Annotated in this window: 19 protein-coding genes; 14 read left to right on the forward strand and 5 right to left on the reverse strand. The window is 46.4% G+C overall.

Annotated elements, in window-relative coordinates; translation table 11 throughout:
• Nucleotides 1-48 precede the first annotated feature (48 nt).
• The 11 genes from Q4Q57_RS10885 (at nt 49) to Q4Q57_RS10935 (ending at nt 8,034) form a co-directional block, all read left to right on the forward strand.
• Nucleotides 49-1,263 (forward strand): IscS subfamily cysteine desulfurase, encoded by a 1,215-nt coding sequence (locus Q4Q57_RS10885; RefSeq protein ID WP_107404633.1) that lies wholly within the window; start codon nt 49-51, stop codon nt 1,261-1,263.
• 37 nt (nt 1,264-1,300) lie between these two features.
• Nucleotides 1,301-1,684 (forward strand): Fe-S cluster assembly scaffold IscU, encoded by a 384-nt coding sequence (gene iscU, locus Q4Q57_RS10890; RefSeq protein ID WP_011072277.1) that lies wholly within the window; start codon nt 1,301-1,303, stop codon nt 1,682-1,684.
• Nucleotides 1,685-1,698: 14 nt separating this feature from the next.
• Complete coding sequence (gene iscA / locus Q4Q57_RS10895; RefSeq protein ID WP_107947761.1) at nt 1,699-2,022, forward strand: iron-sulfur cluster assembly protein IscA; 324 nt, start codon at nt 1,699-1,701, stop codon at nt 2,020-2,022.
• Nucleotides 2,023-2,038: 16 nt separating this feature from the next.
• Nucleotides 2,039-2,563, forward strand: coding sequence for a co-chaperone HscB (gene hscB / locus Q4Q57_RS10900; RefSeq protein ID WP_311890820.1), 525 nt, complete (start codon nt 2,039-2,041; stop codon nt 2,561-2,563).
• A gap of 67 nt (nt 2,564-2,630) precedes the next feature.
• Entirely contained in the window at nt 2,631-4,493 is a 1,863-nt protein-coding gene (hscA, locus tag Q4Q57_RS10905) for a Fe-S protein assembly chaperone HscA (protein ID WP_311890821.1), read from the forward strand.
• Between the two features lie 8 nt (nt 4,494-4,501).
• The gene (gene fdx, locus Q4Q57_RS10910) at nt 4,502-4,840 is read left to right on the forward strand and encodes an ISC system 2Fe-2S type ferredoxin (RefSeq protein WP_006081852.1); all 339 of its coding nucleotides are present in this window, start codon (nt 4,502-4,504) and stop codon (nt 4,838-4,840) included.
• A 157-nt stretch (nt 4,841-4,997) separates the two neighbouring features.
• Nucleotides 4,998-5,903, forward strand: coding sequence for a 30S ribosomal protein S6--L-glutamate ligase (gene rimK / locus Q4Q57_RS10915; protein ID WP_006081851.1), 906 nt, complete (start codon nt 4,998-5,000; stop codon nt 5,901-5,903).
• Nucleotides 5,904-6,016: 113 nt separating this feature from the next.
• Nucleotides 6,017-6,214 carry a Fe-S cluster assembly protein IscX gene (gene iscX, locus Q4Q57_RS10920; protein WP_006081850.1) on the forward strand — a complete coding sequence of 66 codons (198 nt, stop codon included), beginning with the start codon at nt 6,017-6,019 and terminating at the stop codon, nt 6,212-6,214.
• A 217-nt stretch (nt 6,215-6,431) separates the two neighbouring features.
• A complete protein-coding gene (locus Q4Q57_RS10925; protein WP_006081849.1) occupies nt 6,432-6,599 on the forward strand; it encodes a hypothetical protein in 168 nt (55 codons plus the stop codon).
• A gap of 197 nt (nt 6,600-6,796) precedes the next feature.
• Complete coding sequence (gene ndk, locus Q4Q57_RS10930; protein ID WP_006081848.1) at nt 6,797-7,228, forward strand: nucleoside-diphosphate kinase; 432 nt, start codon at nt 6,797-6,799, stop codon at nt 7,226-7,228.
• Nucleotides 7,229-7,590: 362 nt separating this feature from the next.
• Complete coding sequence (locus tag Q4Q57_RS10935; RefSeq protein ID WP_311890822.1) at nt 7,591-8,034, forward strand: Hsp20 family protein; 444 nt, start codon at nt 7,591-7,593, stop codon at nt 8,032-8,034.
• Nucleotides 8,035-8,133: 99 nt separating this feature from the next.
• Here Q4Q57_RS10935 and ilvN read toward each other — a convergent pair whose 3' ends face one another.
• The 3 genes from ilvN to Q4Q57_RS10950 form a co-directional block, all read right to left on the reverse strand.
• Entirely contained in the window at nt 8,134-8,628 is a 495-nt protein-coding gene (ilvN, locus tag Q4Q57_RS10940; protein ID WP_006081846.1) for an acetolactate synthase small subunit, read from the reverse strand.
• Nucleotides 8,628-10,346 (reverse strand): acetolactate synthase 3 large subunit, encoded by a 1,719-nt coding sequence (locus Q4Q57_RS10945; protein ID WP_311890823.1) that lies wholly within the window; start codon nt 10,344-10,346, stop codon nt 8,628-8,630. The genes ilvN and Q4Q57_RS10945 overlap by 1 nt, the downstream gene beginning before the upstream one ends.
• A gap of 545 nt (nt 10,347-10,891) precedes the next feature.
• Entirely contained in the window at nt 10,892-12,115 is a 1,224-nt protein-coding gene (locus tag Q4Q57_RS10950) for a multidrug effflux MFS transporter (RefSeq protein WP_311890824.1), read from the reverse strand.
• A 595-nt stretch (nt 12,116-12,710) separates the two neighbouring features.
• Between Q4Q57_RS10950 and Q4Q57_RS10955 the strand changes: the two genes are divergently transcribed.
• Entirely contained in the window at nt 12,711-14,585 is a 1,875-nt protein-coding gene (locus Q4Q57_RS10955) for a choice-of-anchor I family protein (RefSeq protein ID WP_311890825.1), read from the forward strand.
• A gap of 188 nt (nt 14,586-14,773) precedes the next feature.
• Here the strand turns inward: Q4Q57_RS10955 and Q4Q57_RS10960 are convergent, their stop codons facing one another.
• Nucleotides 14,774-16,132, reverse strand: coding sequence for a PLP-dependent aminotransferase family protein (locus tag Q4Q57_RS10960; RefSeq protein ID WP_311890826.1), 1,359 nt, complete (start codon nt 16,130-16,132; stop codon nt 14,774-14,776).
• A 92-nt stretch (nt 16,133-16,224) separates the two neighbouring features.
• Here Q4Q57_RS10960 and Q4Q57_RS10965 point away from each other — a divergent pair, with 92 nt between their 5' ends.
• Nucleotides 16,225-16,851: a LysE family translocator gene (locus Q4Q57_RS10965; protein WP_311890827.1), complete on the forward strand. Its 627-nt coding sequence runs from the start codon at nt 16,225-16,227 to the stop codon at nt 16,849-16,851.
• 184 nt (nt 16,852-17,035) lie between these two features.
• Nucleotides 17,036-18,793 carry a SulP family inorganic anion transporter gene (locus Q4Q57_RS10970; RefSeq protein WP_011846940.1) on the forward strand — a complete coding sequence of 586 codons (1,758 nt, stop codon included), beginning with the start codon at nt 17,036-17,038 and terminating at the stop codon, nt 18,791-18,793.
• 224 nt (nt 18,794-19,017) lie between these two features.
• Here the strand turns inward: Q4Q57_RS10970 and Q4Q57_RS10975 are convergent, their stop codons facing one another.
• Entirely contained in the window at nt 19,018-19,215 is a 198-nt protein-coding gene (locus tag Q4Q57_RS10975) for a hypothetical protein (protein ID WP_006081839.1), read from the reverse strand.
• Between the last annotated feature and the right edge of the window lie 58 nt (nt 19,216-19,273).

Raw genomic sequence — 19,273 nt, forward strand, 5'->3', positions numbered from 1 at the left:
TACGTTGTATGTAGCCTCTACCAGAGACTGCTCAGTACGGAGTGTGTTATGAAGCTTCCTATCTATTTAGATTACGCCGCCACCACGCCTGTTGATCCAAGAGTCGCGGAAAAGATGTTCCAATGTATGACAATGGACGGCATCTTTGGTAATCCGGCATCACGTTCACACCGCTACGGCTGGCAAGCTGAAGAAGCGGTGGATATTGCTCGCAATCAAATTGCTGAGTTAATTAACGCCGATCACCGTGAAATTGTGTTTACTTCTGGTGCAACTGAATCAAACAATCTTGCGATCAAAGGTGTTGCTCATTTCTATCATAAGAAAGGCAAGCACATCATCACCAGTAAGACTGAACATAAAGCGGTTCTCGACACTTGTCGCCAATTAGAGCGCGAAGGTTTCGAAGTGACTTATTTAGAGCCTGCGGCAAACGGCATCATTCCGATGGAACGTTTAGAAGCGGCAATGCGTGACGACACTATCCTTGTCAGCATCATGCACGTTAACAACGAAATCGGTGTGATCCATGATATCGATGCAATAGGTGAGCTATGTCGTTCAAAAGGCATTATTTTCCACATGGATGCTGCGCAAAGTGCGGGCAAAGTGCCTATCGATGTGCAAGCCACTAAAGTGGATTTGGTTTCGATTTCTGGCCATAAAATGTATGGACCTAAAGGTATCGGTGCCCTGTATGTTCGCCGTAAGCCACGCATTCGCTTAGAAGCGCAAATGCACGGTGGTGGTCATGAGCGTGGTATGCGTAGCGGTACGTTACCAACGCATCAAATCGTAGGTTTAGGTGAAGCTGCTGCAATCGCAAAAGCGGAAATGGCCTCTGATGACGCTCGTATCGGTGCATTACGTGACAAATTATGGAATGGCATCAAGCACATTGAAGAAACCTATATCAATGGTGATGCGATTGAGCGCGTTAGCGGTAGCCTCAACGTCAGCTTCAACTATGTTGAAGGCGAGTCGTTAATGATGGCACTGAAAGATTTAGCGGTTTCATCGGGTTCGGCTTGTACCTCAGCCAGCCTAGAGCCTAGCTACGTATTACGTGCGCTTGGCTTAAACGATGAAATGGCACATAGCTCGATTCGTTTCTCTATCGGCCGTTTCACAACCGAAGAAGAAATTGATCACGCTATCGAAGTAATTACTCAATCTATTGATAAATTAAGAGAAATGTCTCCTTTGTGGGAAATGTTTAAAGATGGGATCGACCTGAACCAAGTTCAATGGGCACATCATTAATTCTGACCTTTACAATAGATAATTTTGGAGCAGTACCATGGCTTACAGTGAAAAAGTGATAGATCATTATGAGAACCCACGTAATGTTGGTTCTTTTGACAAAAACGATCCTTCGGTCGTGACCGGCATGGTAGGCGCGCCTGCTTGCGGTGACGTGATGAAACTTCAGTTGAAAATTGGTGCTGATGGCATCATTGAAGACGCTAAGTTTAAAACCTACGGTTGTGGTAGCGCGATTGCATCTAGCTCACTGGTAACTGAGTGGGTTAAAGGCAAAACTATCGAACAAGCTGCGGCGATTAAGAACACAGATATCGCTGAAGAATTGGCATTGCCACCGGTGAAAATCCACTGTTCAATTTTGGCTGAAGATGCCATTAAAGCTGCTATCGACGAGTACAAATCGAAACAAGCTAAGTAACATCTGGAGTTAAGATGGCGATTACAATGACCCCAGCGGCAGCCGATCGTGTCAGATCTTTCTTAGTCAACCGAGGCAAAGGTGTGGGCCTGCGTCTCGGCTTAAGAACATCAGGCTGTTCTGGTATGGCTTATGTACTTGAGTTCGTTGATTCTTTAAATGATGACGATGAAGTGTTTGATATCGATGATGTGAAAATTATCATCGATGCTAAGAGCCTCATCTATCTTCAAGGGATCGAGCTGGATTTTGTTAAAGAAGGGCTGAATGAAGGCTTCCAATTTAATAATCCTAACGCAAAAGGTGAGTGTGGTTGCGGTGAGAGTTTCACTGTTTAACCGCTAAAGTTGACGCATGAATTATTTCGAGCTGTTTAAATTTTCCCCTGCCTTCGATATTGATACCGCCTTACTTGCAGAACGCTATCGCGAACTGCAACGGGCGGTTCATCCCGATAAATTTGCCAATGATACTGAGCAGCAGAAATTGTTGTCGGTGCAGCGCACGGCGCAAGTCAATGATGGTTTTCAAACCTTAAAAGATCCCATTCGCCGCGCTGAGCATATGTTGTCGCTGCGTGGCATTGAATTAAGCCATGAAACCACCACAGTGAAAGATACTGGCTTCTTGATGCAGCAAATGGAATGGCGCGAGGCGTTGGAAGACATACGCGATAGTGCCGATCCTCAAGCGAGTATTGACGAGCTATATCAATCTTTTGCGCAGTACCGCGCGCAACTCACTCAGCAATTGACTCAACTGTTAACCAGTAAGCAGGCTGAAGATGCATTGTTAGCGGCGGATCAAGTTCGCAAACTCAAATTTATGGCAAAATTACACGACGAGTTGACCAGAGTCGAAGACGCTCTGTTAGATTGATTTTCCGTGTTTATGTTACTTTGCTGACTCAAGCACGCTTGGGTTGGCATTACTAAGTTGGATATATATGGCCCTTTTGCAGATAGCTGAGCCCGGTCAAAGTGCCGCGCCGCACCAACATAGACTTGCCGTTGGCATAGATTTAGGTACGACCAATTCTTTGGTGGCGGCTGTTCGAAGTGGCGAGACGGCAACCCTGCCGGACGAACTTGGACAGCATTCATTACCTTCTATCGTGCGTTATACCCAAGATTCAGTCGAAGTAGGCGCCCTTGCGGCGTTGAGTTCGGCGCAGGATCCGCAAAACACGATCGTTTCGGTTAAGCGTTTTATGGGCCGCAGTCTGGCTGATATCAAAGCCGGTGAGCAATCATTCCCCTACGAGTTTGCTGAAAGCGAAAACGGATTACCTTTATTTGTGACGCCCCAAGGCCAAGTGAATCCCGTGCAAGTGTCTGCGGAGATTTTACGTCCGCTGATCGCCCGTGCTGAAAAAACCTTAGGCGGCGAACTGCAAGGTGTGGTGATAACCGTACCGGCCTATTTTGACGATGCCCAGCGCCAAGGCACGAAAGATGCCGCAGCTTTGCTGGGTGTTAAAGTGCTACGTTTGTTGAATGAACCGACGGCTGCTGCGATTGCCTATGGCTTAGACTCTAAGCAAGAGGGTGTGATTGCCATCTATGACTTAGGCGGCGGCACCTTCGATATTTCTATTTTGCGCTTGAATCGCGGTGTATTCGAGGTGCTTGCTACGGGTGGTGATTCAGCGCTTGGCGGTGATGATTTTGACCATTTATTGCAAGCACATATGCAACAAGTGTGGCAGCTTAGTGACATCGACTCACAATTAAGCCGTCAGTTGCTGATTGAATCGCGTCGAGTCAAAGAAGCCTTAACGGATGCTGTAGAAACTGAAGCGAAAGTGATCCTTGCCGATGGGACTGAACTGACGCAAATCGTTACTAAAGCTGAATTTGATGCCATGATTGCGGCGTTGGTTAAGAAGACCATTGCCAGCTGTCGCCGTACCCTGCGTGATGCGGGCGTGACAACGGATGAAGTGCTTGAAACTGTGATGGTTGGCGGTTCAACGCGCGTGCCATTAGTGCGTGAACAGGTCGAAGCTTTCTTCGGCAAACCACCGCTGACATCTATCGATCCCGATCGTGTTGTTGCCATTGGTGCGGCTATTCAAGCCGACATTTTAGTGGGTAATAAACCTGAATCGGATTTGTTATTGCTTGATGTGATCCCTTTGTCATTAGGCATAGAGACCATGGGCGGCTTAGTGGAAAAAGTGGTATCGCGTAATACCACGATTCCGGTTGCGCGAGCACAGGAATTTACCACCTTTAAAGACGGTCAAACGGCCATGGCATTCCATGTGGTGCAGGGCGAGCGTGAGCTGGTTGACGATTGTCGCTCACTGGCGCGTTTTACTTTAAAAGGTATTCCGCCGTTAGCCGCTGGCGCTGCGCACATTCGGGTGACATTCCAAGTGGATGCCGATGGTTTACTTAGCGTGACCGCGATGGAGAAATCCACCGGCGTGCAGTCAAGTATTCAAGTTAAGCCATCATTTGGTTTATCGGATACTGAAATTGCCACTATGCTGAAAGATTCGATGAAGTATGCCAAAGACGATATCACTCGTCGTATGCTGGCCGAACAGCAAGTGGAGGCGGCGAGGGTACTCGAGTCTTTACATGCCGCGTTAGCGAAAGATGGCGACTTGCTGAATGCCGATGAGCGTGGACAAATCGATGCCACTATGGCCAATGTGGCGCAAGTTGCCGCGGGTGATGATGCCGATGCAATTAAACTCGCGATTGAAAAACTGGATGAGCAAACCCAAGATTTTGCTGCCAGACGTATGGACAATTCTATTCGAGTGGCATTCAAAGGCCAGTCGATCGACAACATATAGGTGATGTAATGCCCCAATTAGTCTTTCTTCCCCATGCCGAGTTGTGCCCAGATGGCGCAGTGCTTGAGGCGAATGTTGGTGAGACCATTCTTGATGTTGCGCTGCGTAATGGCATCAATATCGAGCATGCATGTGAAAAGTCCTGTGCTTGCACGACGTGTCACTGTATCGTGCGTGAAGGCTTTAATGATCTTGAGCCAAGTGATGAGCTGGAAGATGATATGTTAGACAAAGCTTGGGGACTTGAGCCTGAAAGCCGTCTATCTTGTCAGGCGAAAGTGGTCGACACTGACATGGTGATTGAGATCCCTAAATACACGGTTAACATGGTTAGCGAAGGCAATTAATGCTGTCGCGGTAATTGTTAAAACCAGTCCATGTGACTGGTTTTTTGCTTTTGGCGTTGAGCATTTGTGCAACTAATCTTGTCTATGCCTCTAGTTGTTTGATTTATCCCTGCGCAGGCGTATTATGCGCTCAAAATTAATGGTTGCCGGAGACCAAATGAGAATAGCGATCTTATCGCAAGGGCCTGAGCTATATTCAACGAAGCGACTCGTTGAAGCGGCGCAATTACGTGGTCATGAAGTACACGTAATTAATCCCCTTGAATGTTATATGAATATCAACATGCGGCAATCGAGTATCCACATTGGTGGGCGAGAGTTACCTGCATTTGATGCAGTGATCCCCCGTATTGGGGCGTCGATTACCTTTTATGGCTCGGCGGTGTTGCGCCAATTTGAGATGATGGGCGTCTATGCTTTAAATGATTCTGTAGGGATCTCGCGCTCACGTGACAAATTGCGTTCTATGCAGTTGATGTCACGCCGCGGCATTGGCTTGCCCATTACGGGTTTTGCCAATAAACCGAGTGATATTCCCGACTTAATTGATATGGTGGGTGGCGCGCCTCTGGTGATTAAATTACTCGAAGGCACCCAAGGTATTGGCGTGGTATTAGCCGAGACCCGTAAAGCGGCTGAGAGCGTGATTGAAGCCTTTATGGGCCTTAAAGCCAACATTATGGTGCAGGAATATATCAAAGAGGCTAATGGTGCAGACATTCGCTGCTTTGTGCTCGGCGATAAAGTGATTGCCGCCATGAAGCGTCAAGCTATGCCCGGTGAGTTCCGCTCTAACTTGCACCGTGGTGGCACGGCAAGTTTAGTCAAATTAACCCCAGAGGAACGCTCAGTCGCCATTCGTGCGGCTAAGACCATGGGGCTCAATGTCGCTGGCGTTGACTTGCTACGCTCAAACCACGGTCCAGTGATCATGGAAGTGAACTCTTCACCCGGTCTTGAAGGAATTGAAGGCGCCACCACGAAAGATGTGGCGGGTGCTATTATTGATTTTGTTGAAAAAAATGCGATAAAAGTTAAAAAGGTGACGCAAGCACAGGGTTAGTGCCCTTGCTGTCGAGTATTGACTGCGGAATATCAGCACTTGATTCACCTCCTTATGGGTAACGCCGTTAAGCAATCGCTTACCCATTAAAGCGAACCGAATAGGGGAAAACGATGACATTAACATGGATAGATTCGTTAGATATTGCGTTGGAATTACTCGAAGCACACCCAGAGGTGAATCCTACTCAGCTGCATTTCACCCAATTGTATGAGTGGGTGTTAGCCTTGGATGATTTTGCCGATGATCCCAAGCACTGTAATGAAAAAATACTGGAAGCGATTCAGCAGTGTTGGATTGATGAAAAGTAGTGAGCACAGCGGTGATACGGCTTTTTATGTGAGGCATCTTGTCCTTTTGACGTTTAACTAAGGTGATTTACCTCACGCATTTGCAGCGGCGCAGAGAATATTTGGCGAGAGTTTGATCACAGTCAAGTTCATTTTTAGCGGATATCGTACCTTGTTGTATATTGGTTAAGGCATTTAAATGGCTTAACTTTGTTATCGCAACTGCAAGGATGTTCACATGAAACTTTTGCTTGTATTGTTATGTATGCTTGTCCCTTCAATGGCTTGGGCTCATCCAGGGCATGGCGGTGTCGGTTTATTCCACCACTTGTTAGATCTTGCTCCCGCAGTCATTTTAGTCGCTTTGATTGCTTGGGCAGGTATTTGGGCCAAAAATAGAAAATAATCCCATTTTTTAATGAGTTAATGGACCCTGCTAAGGATTTATCCTCCTAGCGGGGCCTTTTGCGTGATCAAGCTGATTACGAATAAAGCGAATGTGCGCAATATCTCAGACTAATTTGCTATAAAGATAGGATTTAGCTTTTAAATTTCGTATAATCCGCGCGAATTTTTTAAACTTGCTGACAAAGGAAGCTAGTTATGGCGATCGAACGCACATTTTCTATTATCAAACCTGATGCTGTTGCAAAAAACCACATCGGTGCTATCTACAATCGTTTTGAAACTGCTGGTCTTAAGATCGTTGCATCAAAAATGTTACACCTGACTAAAGAACAAGCTGAAGGTTTCTATGCTGAGCATAGCGAGCGCGGTTTCTTCGGTGCTCTGGTTGCATTCATGACTTCTGGTCCTATCATGGTCCAAGTATTAGAAGGCGAAAACGCTGTTTTAGCTCACCGTGAAATTTTAGGTGCAACTAACCCAGCTCAAGCGGCTCCTGGTACTATCCGTGCTGATTTCGCTGAAAGTATTGACGAAAACGCGGCTCACGGCTCTGATGCTGTTGAATCTGCAGCTCGTGAAATTGCTTACTTCTTCAGCGCTGAAGAACTGTGTCCACGCACTCGTTAATTCGATGCTAAGACTGAAAAAGGAGCCCTAGGCTCCTTTTTTATTGGCTGCAATTTAGCGAATACTGCTTGCCGTGCGCAATGAATCTAATGCAGCGATACCAATCACGTCTCGCTTCACCGTTTTAAAGTTGAATTAGCGTTTGTTTTTATTGGTCTTTTAAAGTTCTGCACATTTTTTTAATTTTCTTGCTTGAAATTTTCTCTCCCGTCCTTATATCTATTTCAGGATCGCTCGATGAGGGTCCTAGTGTGAATTCTGTGCCGTAAGGACAGAAGATTTAATTCGGCAGACTCTACAAACGTTTTCATCCTGAAAACAGTCCGCCAATTCTCCATATTGCTTAAGACAAGGATATGAATATGCGTACTTATGATTTAACACCACTTTACCGCAGTGCCATTGGTTTTGACCGTTTAGCGCAATTGGCAGAACATGCCGCTGCCAATAATGGCAACTCAGGTTATCCTCCATATAACATCGAATTACTCGGCGAAAATCGTTATCGCATAACGATGGCCGTAGCCGGATTCTCAATGGATGAACTTGAGATCAGCAGTGAAGGTGAAAAATTACTGGTGAAAGGCAATAAAGCCGAAAACCAAACCGAGCGTAAATACCTGTATCAAGGCATAGCTGAACGCGGTTTTGAGCGTACTTTCCAGCTGGCAGACTATGTCACTGTGCTCGGTGCAAGTTTAGAAAATGGCTTACTCAATGTTGATTTAGTGCGTGAAATTCCTGAAGCATTGAAACCACGCAAAATTGAAATCACCTCATCGCGCTTGTTAGACAGCCAGTCATAATTGACGCTGTGATCACCGCCTAAAAATAAGGGGAGCATTATGCTCCCCTTGATGTTTTTGTGCTTATGCGAAAATGTCCGCGAGATTTCCGAGGGAAAGCTAGGCTTTCATTGCCTTTTCGCCGCGGGCCAAACCCACCACGCCGGAGCGAGATACTTCGACCAGTTTGGTGACTTCCCCCAGCGCATGAATAAAGGCATCGAGTTTGTCTGACGTGCCCACCATTTGGATTGTGTATAAATTCGCCGTGACATCGACAATCTGACCGCGGAAAATATCCGCCATACGTTTCACTTCTTCTCTAAATTCGCCTTGGGCGCGGACCTTAACAAGGGCGAGTTCGCGTTCAATATAAGCAGACTCAGTAATATTCGATACTTTTAACACATCGATTAACTTATGTAGCTGCTTCTCTATCTGCTCTAATACCATTTCGTCGGCAACGACTGTGATATTAAGCCGCGACAGGGTGATATCGTCCGTTGGCGCCACTGTTAAACTTTCAATGTTATAACCGCGCTGTGAAAACAAACCGACCACACGAGACAGGGCGCCGGATTGGTTTTCTAATAATACAGATATAATTCGACGCATTAGCATTTCTCCGTCTTGGTCAGCCACATTTCATTCATCGCACCACCGCGGATCAACATGGGGTACACGTGCTCAGTTTCATCCACCATGATGTCGATAAAGACCAGTCTGTCTTTCATCGCCAGCGCTTCAGCCATTTTTGACTCAAGTTCGGCGGGATCGCTGATCGTCATGCCAACATGACCATAGGCCTCGGCAATTTTGGCAAAATTTGGCACTGAATCCATATAGGAATGTGAGTGACGGCCAGAGTAAATCATGTCCTGCCATTGTTTTACCATGCCAAGGAAACGATTGTTTAAGTTGATAATTTTTACCGGCGTATCATATTGCAGCGCGGTCGAAAGCTCTTGAATGTTCATCTGGATAGAACCATCACCCGTGACACACACAACAGTAGCGTCAGGCATGGCCATTTTCACGCCCATTGCGGCGGGTAGGCCAAATCCCATCGTCCCTAGGCCACCTGAGTTGATCCAGCGGCGCGGCTTATCGAACGGATAGTACAAGGCGGCAAACATTTGGTGCTGGCCAACATCTGAGGCGACATAGGCATCGCCATTAGTCAGTTTATACAAGGTTTCAATCACTTGCTGTGGCTTAATGCGGCCACTGCTTTTGTCATAGGCCAGACAATCGCGGCTGCGCCATTGTTCAATATCATTCCACCAAGTGGCAATGGCATCGTTGTCGTTGTGTTCGTTCGATTCATCTAACAGTGCCAACATGCTGTCTAAAATACTGTCGGCTGACCCCACGATAGGAATATCCACGTGGATGGTTTTCGAAATAGAAGATGGGTCGATATCTATGTGTAAAATGGTCGCGTTCGGGCAGTATTTTTCCACATTATTGGTGGTTCTATCGTCGAAGCGCACACCAATACCGAAGATTAAATCGCAGTTATGCATTGTCATGTTAGCTTCGTAGCGACCGTGCATCCCAAGCATGCCTAAACTGTTTTTGTGGGTGCTTGGAAAAGCGCCAAGCCCCATCAGCGTGCTGACGACGGGAATATTTAATCTCTCAGCTAATTGCAGAATTTGCTTATCACAACCTGAGATAATTGCGCCGCCACCGACATAAAGTACCGGTTTTTTCGCGGCTAACAGGGCTTGAAGACCACGGCGGATCTGACCTTTATGGCCTGATGTCGTTGGATTGTATGAGCGCATTTTGACGCTTTCTGGGTAGCAATATTCGTGCAGCAGGGCGGGGTTTAAACAATCTTTTGGCAGATCGACAACCACAGGACCGGGACGGCCAGTAGAGGCAATGTAAAAAGCCTTTTTAATAATTTCAGGAATTTCAGTCGGATCTTTGACTAAAAAGCTGTGTTTCACCACAGGGCGAGAGATACCTATCATGTCGCATTCTTGGAAGGCATCGTTGCCGATAAGATTGCTCGGGACTTGACCCGATAACACCACAAGGGGAATAGAATCCATGTAAGCGGTGGCAATACCGGTAATCGCGTTGGTCGCGCCTGGACCTGAGGTGACTAATACCACGCCCACTTTACCCGTGGCACGGGCGTAGCCATCGGCCATGTGTACGGCGGCTTGTTCGTGGCGAACGAGTATGTGTTCAATACCGGGGATAACGTGCAGGGCGTCGTAGATATCTAAAACTGAACCGCCAGGATAGCCAAAAATGTGCTTTACGCCTTCATCGATCAAAGAACGCACTATCATGCTGGCGCCGGATAACATCTCCATGTGGAACTCCTATTGCATAGTACCGTTACGGTAAACAGTATCTTGTTACAGCGACGGTAATCGCTCTAAAAATTAAGCCTGAAGGGTAATTCAGACTCCGAAATGCTGAACTGACTTCGTCGAAGACAAGTGACTCATCCCTTAGGATGCAGCAACTGTTGCAATGAACAGAATTTCATCATATTCAAAAAAAACAACATTTCAAGCCTTTTATGTAAAAAATAACCAACTTGAAACAATTTCACGTTTGAATGACTCGATAACTTGCTTGAATCGCCAAGTAACCTAGGCTGGTTTATGGGCTTATCTTATATTTTTCAGATTGTTAGATGCTTAAAAAGCAAAAACGGCACTAAAAGTGCCGTTTTGGTGTTGGAGGTTAGATAAGCAGATACTTAACTGTCGCGATTAAATATTACTTATTTGCTACATCTGTGAAAGCCAATGCGCTGTTTTATGCGATCAAACATGTGTTGCCTATGTGGCATTGGTAGCCATGGCTCTTAGAAATAGACCCTTAAAAATAGATCTTTAAAAAGAGCGCCTTAAACCGTCGGTTGGATTTGATGCTTAGGACGATTGAATTGGCAAATACCGACTAACACAACAGAGCCTAACATGAGGGCAGAGAAGGGCACGGCAGTGCCATCGTAAAACACCGCCAATAATGGCCCCGCCAGTGCGCCACAGCCAAATCTTAAGGTGCCAATAACTGCGGTTGCGGTTCCTGTTTCTTGTTTAAACTTCATCAGTACTATCGCATCGGCATTGACTGACATCACCCCTAGGCTGCCCATCAAAGGAATAAGCATGATCACGGTAAAGTGATAGCTCATATCCAGCAGGTTTACGGCTAATAAACCGGCCCCGGCAATCGCCCCGAAAAAGGTCGACACATGCAACATACGTAGCGAACCATAACGGCCCACGATGCGCGTATTAATGATATTAGCCAACATCAAGGCGCCGACGTTAGTGCTAAACAAGATGGCAAAATAGGATTTATCTAAGGCAAAGACTTCCATGTAAACGAAGGGCGATGCAGTGAGATAACAGAAAAATGAAAAAGACGTTAACACGCCACTGGCAATGTTTAGCTTAACGCCAGAGCGGGAAAATACGGTCGCATAGGCGCCAAGAAACGATTTCTGGCTGCGGGTATCTATATCTTTATCGCTGGGCATTTTTAGCGCAAACAGCACCAGTAATAACAGGGTTGCGGCATAGGCGGATTGAATGAAGAAGATTAAATGCCAATCACCGAGTTCGAGGATCACGCTGCCAATGGTAGGTGCGAGTAATGGCGCTAACATCATGATTAAACTCACGTATGACATACCCTTGGCGGTATTATCACCATAGACTTCTTTGATGTATCCCGGTACCACCACAGTCGCAGCCGCGCCGATAAAAGCCTGCAAAAAACGTAGTCCAAGAAAGACTTCGACTTGACCCGCAAACCCTATCAGTAAGCTGGTGAGCATAAATCCACTCAGTCCCAATATCACCATAGGGCGACGACCAATGCGGTCGGCTAGGGGGCCGAAACATAACATGCCCAGCGCGTAACCCGCTAAGTAGATACTCAGGGACTGCTGCACTGTCGTGACATCGGTATGAAAACTGAGTGCCAATGTCGACATCGCAGGTAAGTACATGTCGATGGCCAATGGCGTGATCGCGACAATCGCCGCAAGCATGGGAATAAGCAGCGCTAAATTCGGTATACGTCTGCCGTTATGGGCAGAAGGTTGTGATTGTGGGTCCACTGTTACCTCGGGTGGCGAAAGAATTGAAAGCGTATTTCACAGGTTTATGCGGTGTGGTTTAAATTGTACTAGGACAATTCACGATTAATCCGCCATTTTGAAGCCAGTTCCTGCGCTACCAGTTTCTACACTAAGAGCGAGAGCACATGATCAAGATCATTGGCGGGGGTAAGGCAAAAGTGAATTGCGGTATTGTCTATTTGCACAGTTCAGACAGTAAGCAATAGCATAGTAAAGTGCTCGGACAAATAAACCAATCTTTGCGCTGATTTCTTTACTGTATTTTACCGATTAAATTGTAACTAAGTGGTAAGTTTGATTATCGAGGCATCACTTTAGTGGATTGAGCCGTTATCTTCACAAGATTCTTCATTTAAATCTTTCTTATCAAGTCTTTCTTATCAAATCGTAGCCCTTTGTAACTCTGTTCTTTACACCTTAGTCCTTCACATCCTTATGGTTCAAACTGACTCATTCTAAAGTGCGAGCTGTCATCTGAGTGTCACGGCTTTGTCATCCCAGCGTCTTTTATGCTGACTAGTTTAGTGGGCTTTAGCTTCACCCTACTAAAAATAAAATATTCAGGAATGACACGATGAAAACACAACGACTTCCGCTAGCCGCAGCCATTATGGCGAGCTTATTACTTGGAGCCTGCAGCGGTGATGATGGCGCAGCAGGTGATAAAGGCGACAACGGCTTAAATTCACTGGTTAAAGTGACGGCATTGAATATCGGTGATGCACATTGTCCCGCCGGTGGTCAGCGAATCGATACCGGATTAGATGCTAATAATAATAGACAATTAGATGACAACGAAATTGCAGCAGCGCAAACCCAATATGTTTGCCAGCCACAAACTGCAGGCTTAAAAGCTGAGTTAATTGGTCGTCATCAGACTGGCGTTTATGGCTTAAGTGCCGCCGAAATCGTTGAATATCACAGTGCATCTAACCGTATTTTTGTGGTCAATGCCATTAGCGGCAAAGTGGACATTATAAATGGCAGTTTATTAGCAACGGCATCCAATGCCGCTGATCCGTTAGCATTGAATAATCTCGAAAAATTTGGCGAACTTGATGTGGCTAAAGACGTTGGCCAAACCTTTATGGGTAGCGTTAACAGTGTGAGTATTTCAGGCAACTTGTTAGCGGCTGCGATTGAACGTGGCGATGCTGCCGGCAATAAAACCCAAGCCAATGGTTTTGTCGCTTTTTATCAGCTTAACGGCACAGATGCACCGCAGTTTATCAGCGCGGTAGAAGTCGGCGCTTTACCCGATAACCTGGCATTTACCCACGATGGTAAAACCTTATTAGTAGCCAATGAAGGCGAGCCAAATCCAGCCTATACCTTAGATCCTGAAGGCAGTGTGGCGCTGATTGCAATTACTGACGGTAAGCCTGCAGCCACTGCGACTATTATCGGTTTTAGTGAATTTAATCAGGGCGGTGCACGTGCCAGTGAGATCACGCCAGACATTAAAATCAATGGTCCAATGGCGAGTGTGGCGCAGGATTTAGAACCTGAATATATCGCGATTAGCCAAGATAACCGCCGTGCGTTTGTCAGTTTGCAAGAGAACAATGCCATTGCCGTAATTGATATCGCCAATGCCAAAGTCGCCAAGATTTTACCACTAGGCCTTAAGGATTATGGACTTGAGGTGAATAAAATTGATGCGAGTGACAAAGACAATCTTGTCAACCTGCAAAGCTACACAGGCGTCTATGGTATGTATCAACCCGATACTGTCGCGACCTACCGTTGGAACAATACCGACTTTATCGTTACGGCCAACGAAGGTGATTCCCGTGATTATGCAGGCTTTTCTGAGGAAGCCCGCGCAGGGGATTTAGTGCTCGACCCAAATCATCCACAATTTGCCGCTGCAAAAGATAAAACGCAGTTAGCACGCCTTAAAGTAACTACTAGCATGGGGGATGACGATAAGGACGGCGATTACGACAAGATAGTCAGCTTCGGTGCTCGCTCATTCTCGATTTGGAGCGCAGACGGTCAGCAAGTCTTTGACAGTGCGAGTGATTTTGAACGTATTACCGCGGCACTTTTAGGCAGTAACTTCAACAATAATAACGAAGAAAATAAAGGTGATAGCCGCAGCGATGACAAAGGACCAGAGCCAGAAGCCTTAGCCCTAGGTCAAATTGGTCAACGACTATATGCCTTTGTTGGTTTGGAGCGTACTTCAGGCTTTATGATCTATGACGTGACCAATCCCTTCGATGTGCATTTTATCGACTATGTTGTGAATCGTGATTTTGATGCCGACTTTGTTATCGATACTGATACGGGTGAAGTCAAAGGGGATGCAACAATGGCGGGTGATTTAGGGCCAGAAGGGATGAAGTTTGTCAGTGCCGATAAAAGTCCTAACGGTAATCCTTTGTTAATCATAGGCAATGAAGTCAGCGGCACGACGAGTGTTTACCAACTAAAGATTAAATAATGGTGCGCTAGTGGTTTATAACTAATTACTTGTTCATCAAGCTTGTCAGTCACATCAGCGCCAGTAGCATACATGCTACTGGCGCTTTTTTATGCTCTCTAATTTTATAAATTAGCCATTTAGTGTGAATTAACTTCATCTGACATGGCGCATAAAAATTGGCTGAGTTCGGAGGTTTTTAAGCGCTATTACACCACTGAATAGGCATTTTGTACCAAGGAGTGAATAGTCGCCTCGATACAGTCAATCGCATGTTGAAATTGAGTGTCGTTTTCGGCGCCGCCAAGGCTCAAGCGAATAAAATTGTCATGGCAATTAAAGTCATCTCCATTACGGATCAAAATGCCTTTGGCAGCTAGCGCAGTGACGAGGTGATGGGCCTTGATATCTTCTGGCAGTTGTAGCCAACCGTTCAGTCCTCGCCAAGTTTGGGTTAATCCCAGTCGTTCGCCCATGGCGATACAGAGACGTTGCCGTTGGCGAACTATGGTATCGCGATCGGCAGTGATTTGGCCTTTCTTAATCAACCGACAGGCTATTTCAATGTTCAGCGGCGATACCATCCAGCATTGGCTATGAATCGCGAGTCGCACTTGGGCGATAAGTGGTTCAGGCACCAGAATAAAACCTTGCCTTAGGCCGCCAGAAAACAATTTGGACAGGCTAGAAATATAAATCACCCGTGGGATAGCCAGCTGTTTTGCTAATTGCCACAGGGGCGAATGCCACTCTTCGGGTAAACAATAATTCACATCATCTTCAATGATATAAAACTGATACTGCTCAGCCAATTCGAGGAGTTTTTGCCGCTGCGGCTCACTGTATTGAATACAGGTAGGGTTTTGATTATTCAGGGTTAGATAAACTAACTCGGGATGATGGATTTGCACTAACGCCTCAAAGCGGGCGAGATCCACACCTTCATGGGTGAGGGGCACACCAATGCTGGTCACGCCGAGTTGCTTAGCGCAAATTCTCACGCCTGGATAACTGTATTGCTCGTGCAGCAGCACATCGCCCGTCGATAAAAATGCACTTAAACAGGCAAAAATCGCTTGCTGGCCGCCGTGGGTGAAGATCAGTTGCTCAGGCGTTTGTTGTATGCCGCGTTGGTTAAGCCATTGGTGAAACACTTGTTGGTGTTGATCTAATGGACTGGCGCGATAACCCAGTAACTGGCTGAGCTTTGTCGGGTCTTTTGCTAATTGGCTGAGGCAATCACTGAGGGTGCTAATTTGATCTGTGAGTGGCTGCTGGCAGGTCGCCATATTCAATTGTACTTTACCGATCTCTGGTACTGGGGAGGCGTTGACATAGGTGCCATCACCGACGCGCGCTTCGACGTACCCCCTTTGTTCCGCCAATGCATAGGCGCGGGTCACAGTGCCAATAGTGATGCCTAAAGCATCGGCTAAACGGCGCTGCGGGGGCAGTTTACTGCCTTGGGTTAACACCTTCTGCAAAATGCCTTGTTCTATAGCACTGACTAAGCGCTGATATTTCGGGCCTGAAAAAGCTGTTAGGTCTGGCGTCCAGATTGTACCCATGACAATAAATCCATTGATCTCTAATATTCTCCGTATATTATTTATTGCATCTGTTTATGTCAATAAATGTATGCATACAATTTGAGGTGAATATGAATGCCGCACTACTTTACGATCCACAATTATGGACTTTGATGGCCTCGACTGCGCTGTTTTGCGCCACTATGTCTATGACGCCCGGACCAAACAATGTGCTATTGGCCAGTTCCGGTGCGCATTTTGGTGTGATGCGCACTGTGCCGCACATTGCAGGGATCCGCTTGGGTTCGACTTCTTTACACCTTGCGGTGTTATTTGGGCTTGGAACCTTGTTTGAAGCATTACCGGTATTGCACCAAGTATTGAAATATTTCGCTTTGGCGTATTTGCTGTATCTCGCGTACAAATTAGTGACGTCGCCAGTGCAGAGCACGCATCTTGATGACGGCCGAAAACCTATGACCCTGATTGAGGCCGCTTTATTCCAATGGATTAACCCTAAGTCTTGGATGTCGACAATTACCCTGTGCAGCGCATTCACATTAGGCGGCGATGGCTTTTGGCTCAGTGCTTTTCTTGGGGTATTAACCTTTAACTTAGTGGGATTTCCGGCGTCATTTACTTGGGTGTTTGTCGGTGCGGCGATCAGTAAGAAACTCAATACGGATAGACGTAAGCGTCATTTTAATTGGTTTATGGGCAGTTTACTTTTAGTGTCACTGCCGATGATATTGCGCTAACTTAGTGTTTATTCAGCGCCTAACTCCATAAATATTCTGAGGAAAATACTCGCGTAATGATTGGCTTTATGCCATAACCAACATACTATTGCTGGCTTTTAGGTAATGACCTTTTCGCTGAATATTTTCAGTCTCGGTTATACTGATTAGTGCTTATCTTGATGGTGTGTATGGAGGTTGCCGAGTGAAGTTCCCTAGTTTGATTTCGTTTATGCCGGGATTGGCGCAATTATTACAATATGAAAAGCAATGGCTTAGGGATGATGTGCGCGCAGGCTTGTCCGTTGCCGCTGTGGCACTCCCTGTTGCTATTGCCTATGCCCAGCTCACAGGCGTCAATGCTGCTGTGGGTTTGTACTCCTGCGTTTTGCCTATGCTGGTATACGCGCTATTTGGCACCTCAAAGCAATTAATCGTGGGTCCAGATGCGGCGACCTGCGCCGTTATCGCCGCCGTTGTTACACCCCTCGCTGCGGGCGATAGCATGAAGCACTGGCAGTTAGTCATGACCATGACGGCCATGACAGGCTTTTGGTGCTTGATCGCGAGCCGTTTTAAGCTGGGTGTGCTCGCTGACTTTCTGTCAAAGCCGATTTTGATGGGATTGCTGAACGGGGTCGCGATCACCATTATCGTCGGACAATTTTCGAAGATTTTTGGTTTTACCTTCGACGAGCGCTATTTAATCGAACGCCTCAGCGGCGCCCCTTCTTATTTATCAAAAACCCATTGGCCGACCTTGACTATGGGGATTGTGACACTGGCGACCTATGCCTTAGTCAAACGGTTTCGTCCCCAATGGCCCGCATCTATGTGCGCGATGGCGATGGCGGCGTTTCTTGTTTGGGTATTTAACCTGACGAGCTTTGACATTAGTGTTGTCGGAGAGGTGACCTCTGGTTTACCTTCATTCCAAGCACCGGCTTTTGATTTGGGGATCGCCCGTGAGTTGGTGGTGCCAGCGCTCAACTTAGCCATGGTGAGCTTTGTGAGCATGATGCTGACCGCCCGAAGTTTTGCGGCAAAAAATGGTTACGATATAGATGCAGATAAAGAATTCAGGGCGTTAGGGTTAGCCAATATCGCATCTGCCATCTCCCAAGGGTTTGCGGTGAGCGGCGCCGATTCCCGCACTGCGGTGAACGATGCCAATGGCGGCAAGAGCCAGTTAGTGTCCATCATAGCGGCGGTATTGATTGGCGTTGTGGCGCTGTTTTTTACTGCGCCGTTGAAGTACATCCCTAGCGCAGCATTAGGGGTGGTATTGGTGATTGCCTCTATTTCGCTTATCGATCTTAAGTCGCTGTGGAATCTGCGTGTGCGCGATAAGTCAGCTTTCTTGCTTGCGTGTATTACCTTGTTCTCCGTGCTGTTTATTGGGGTGATTCCTGGGATCACTTTGGCCGTGTTACTGGGGTTATTCCAGTTCCTTGCTACGGTAATGCGCCCCACGGATCAAGTGCTTGGTTTAGATCATAAGGGCGTTATCCGCAGCGTCGATGATTCGGGTAAAGCCAAATCTGTGCCTGGCGTGTTTATGTATCGCTTTAATTCGCCGTTAACTTACTTTAATGCAACGTATTTTAAGCGCCGTTTACTGGAAAAATTTATTCGGGAATCTGAGCCGGTCGATTGCATCATTATTGATGCCGTGCCTTGTTTTACCCATTTAGATTTAAGTGTGATGGCCATGTTGGCAGATTTACATCAATTGCTTAAAAAGCGTGGAGTACGCTTAGTGCTTGCGGGGCGTAAACGACAGATGTTGAGTTGGTTCGAGCAAGCGGGCATGCAGACAGGGGAAGGCGGCATTCTGATCCGGCCAGATTTGTATCTCGCCCTTAAAATGAACCAAAGCTATAAACAAGCCTTGGCAGAAGGGCAAGCGCCTGTAATCCAAAAAGTCCCCGATGATGCTGTGCTGTTGCATAGCCATTTATAGCGAATGATTTAAATTTTAAGGTTTTGTAAAAGAGGGGTCATTAAAATAGCGCAGCCTAAGCTTGCGCTATTTTTTTCGTGTTTCAATACTTGTTTAAGTTCTTGTAAGTGTTTGTTTAAACGCTTATTTATGTGCTTTGATTCGTATTGAAATGAGTCTTTGAATTGGGCGGGTCATTGATGCTGTAGCAAGTGTTGTCGCCCAATGTGACGGTGTTTGACGGCTTAGTCTTTGAGAATTCTATCGAGGGGAATAAAACCGTGATAACCGTAATATCCCATAGGACCGAGGATCAGACTGAGTAGGCACCATAACCATTTTTTGTTGGTGCTGAGATCCACTTTACTCTTGAAGGCTCTAAGGGCGAAAAGAAAATGCAGTAGCATCAGGCCCCCAAGCATAATAATGATATTGATATCCATATGTTCCAACTGCCTTATCCTTGTGTTCTATCATTCACGCCTTTGAAATACATTAAGC

Source organism: Shewanella sp. SP2S2-6 (assembly GCF_031931965.1).
GTDB lineage: Bacteria > Pseudomonadota > Gammaproteobacteria > Enterobacterales > Shewanellaceae > Shewanella > Shewanella baltica.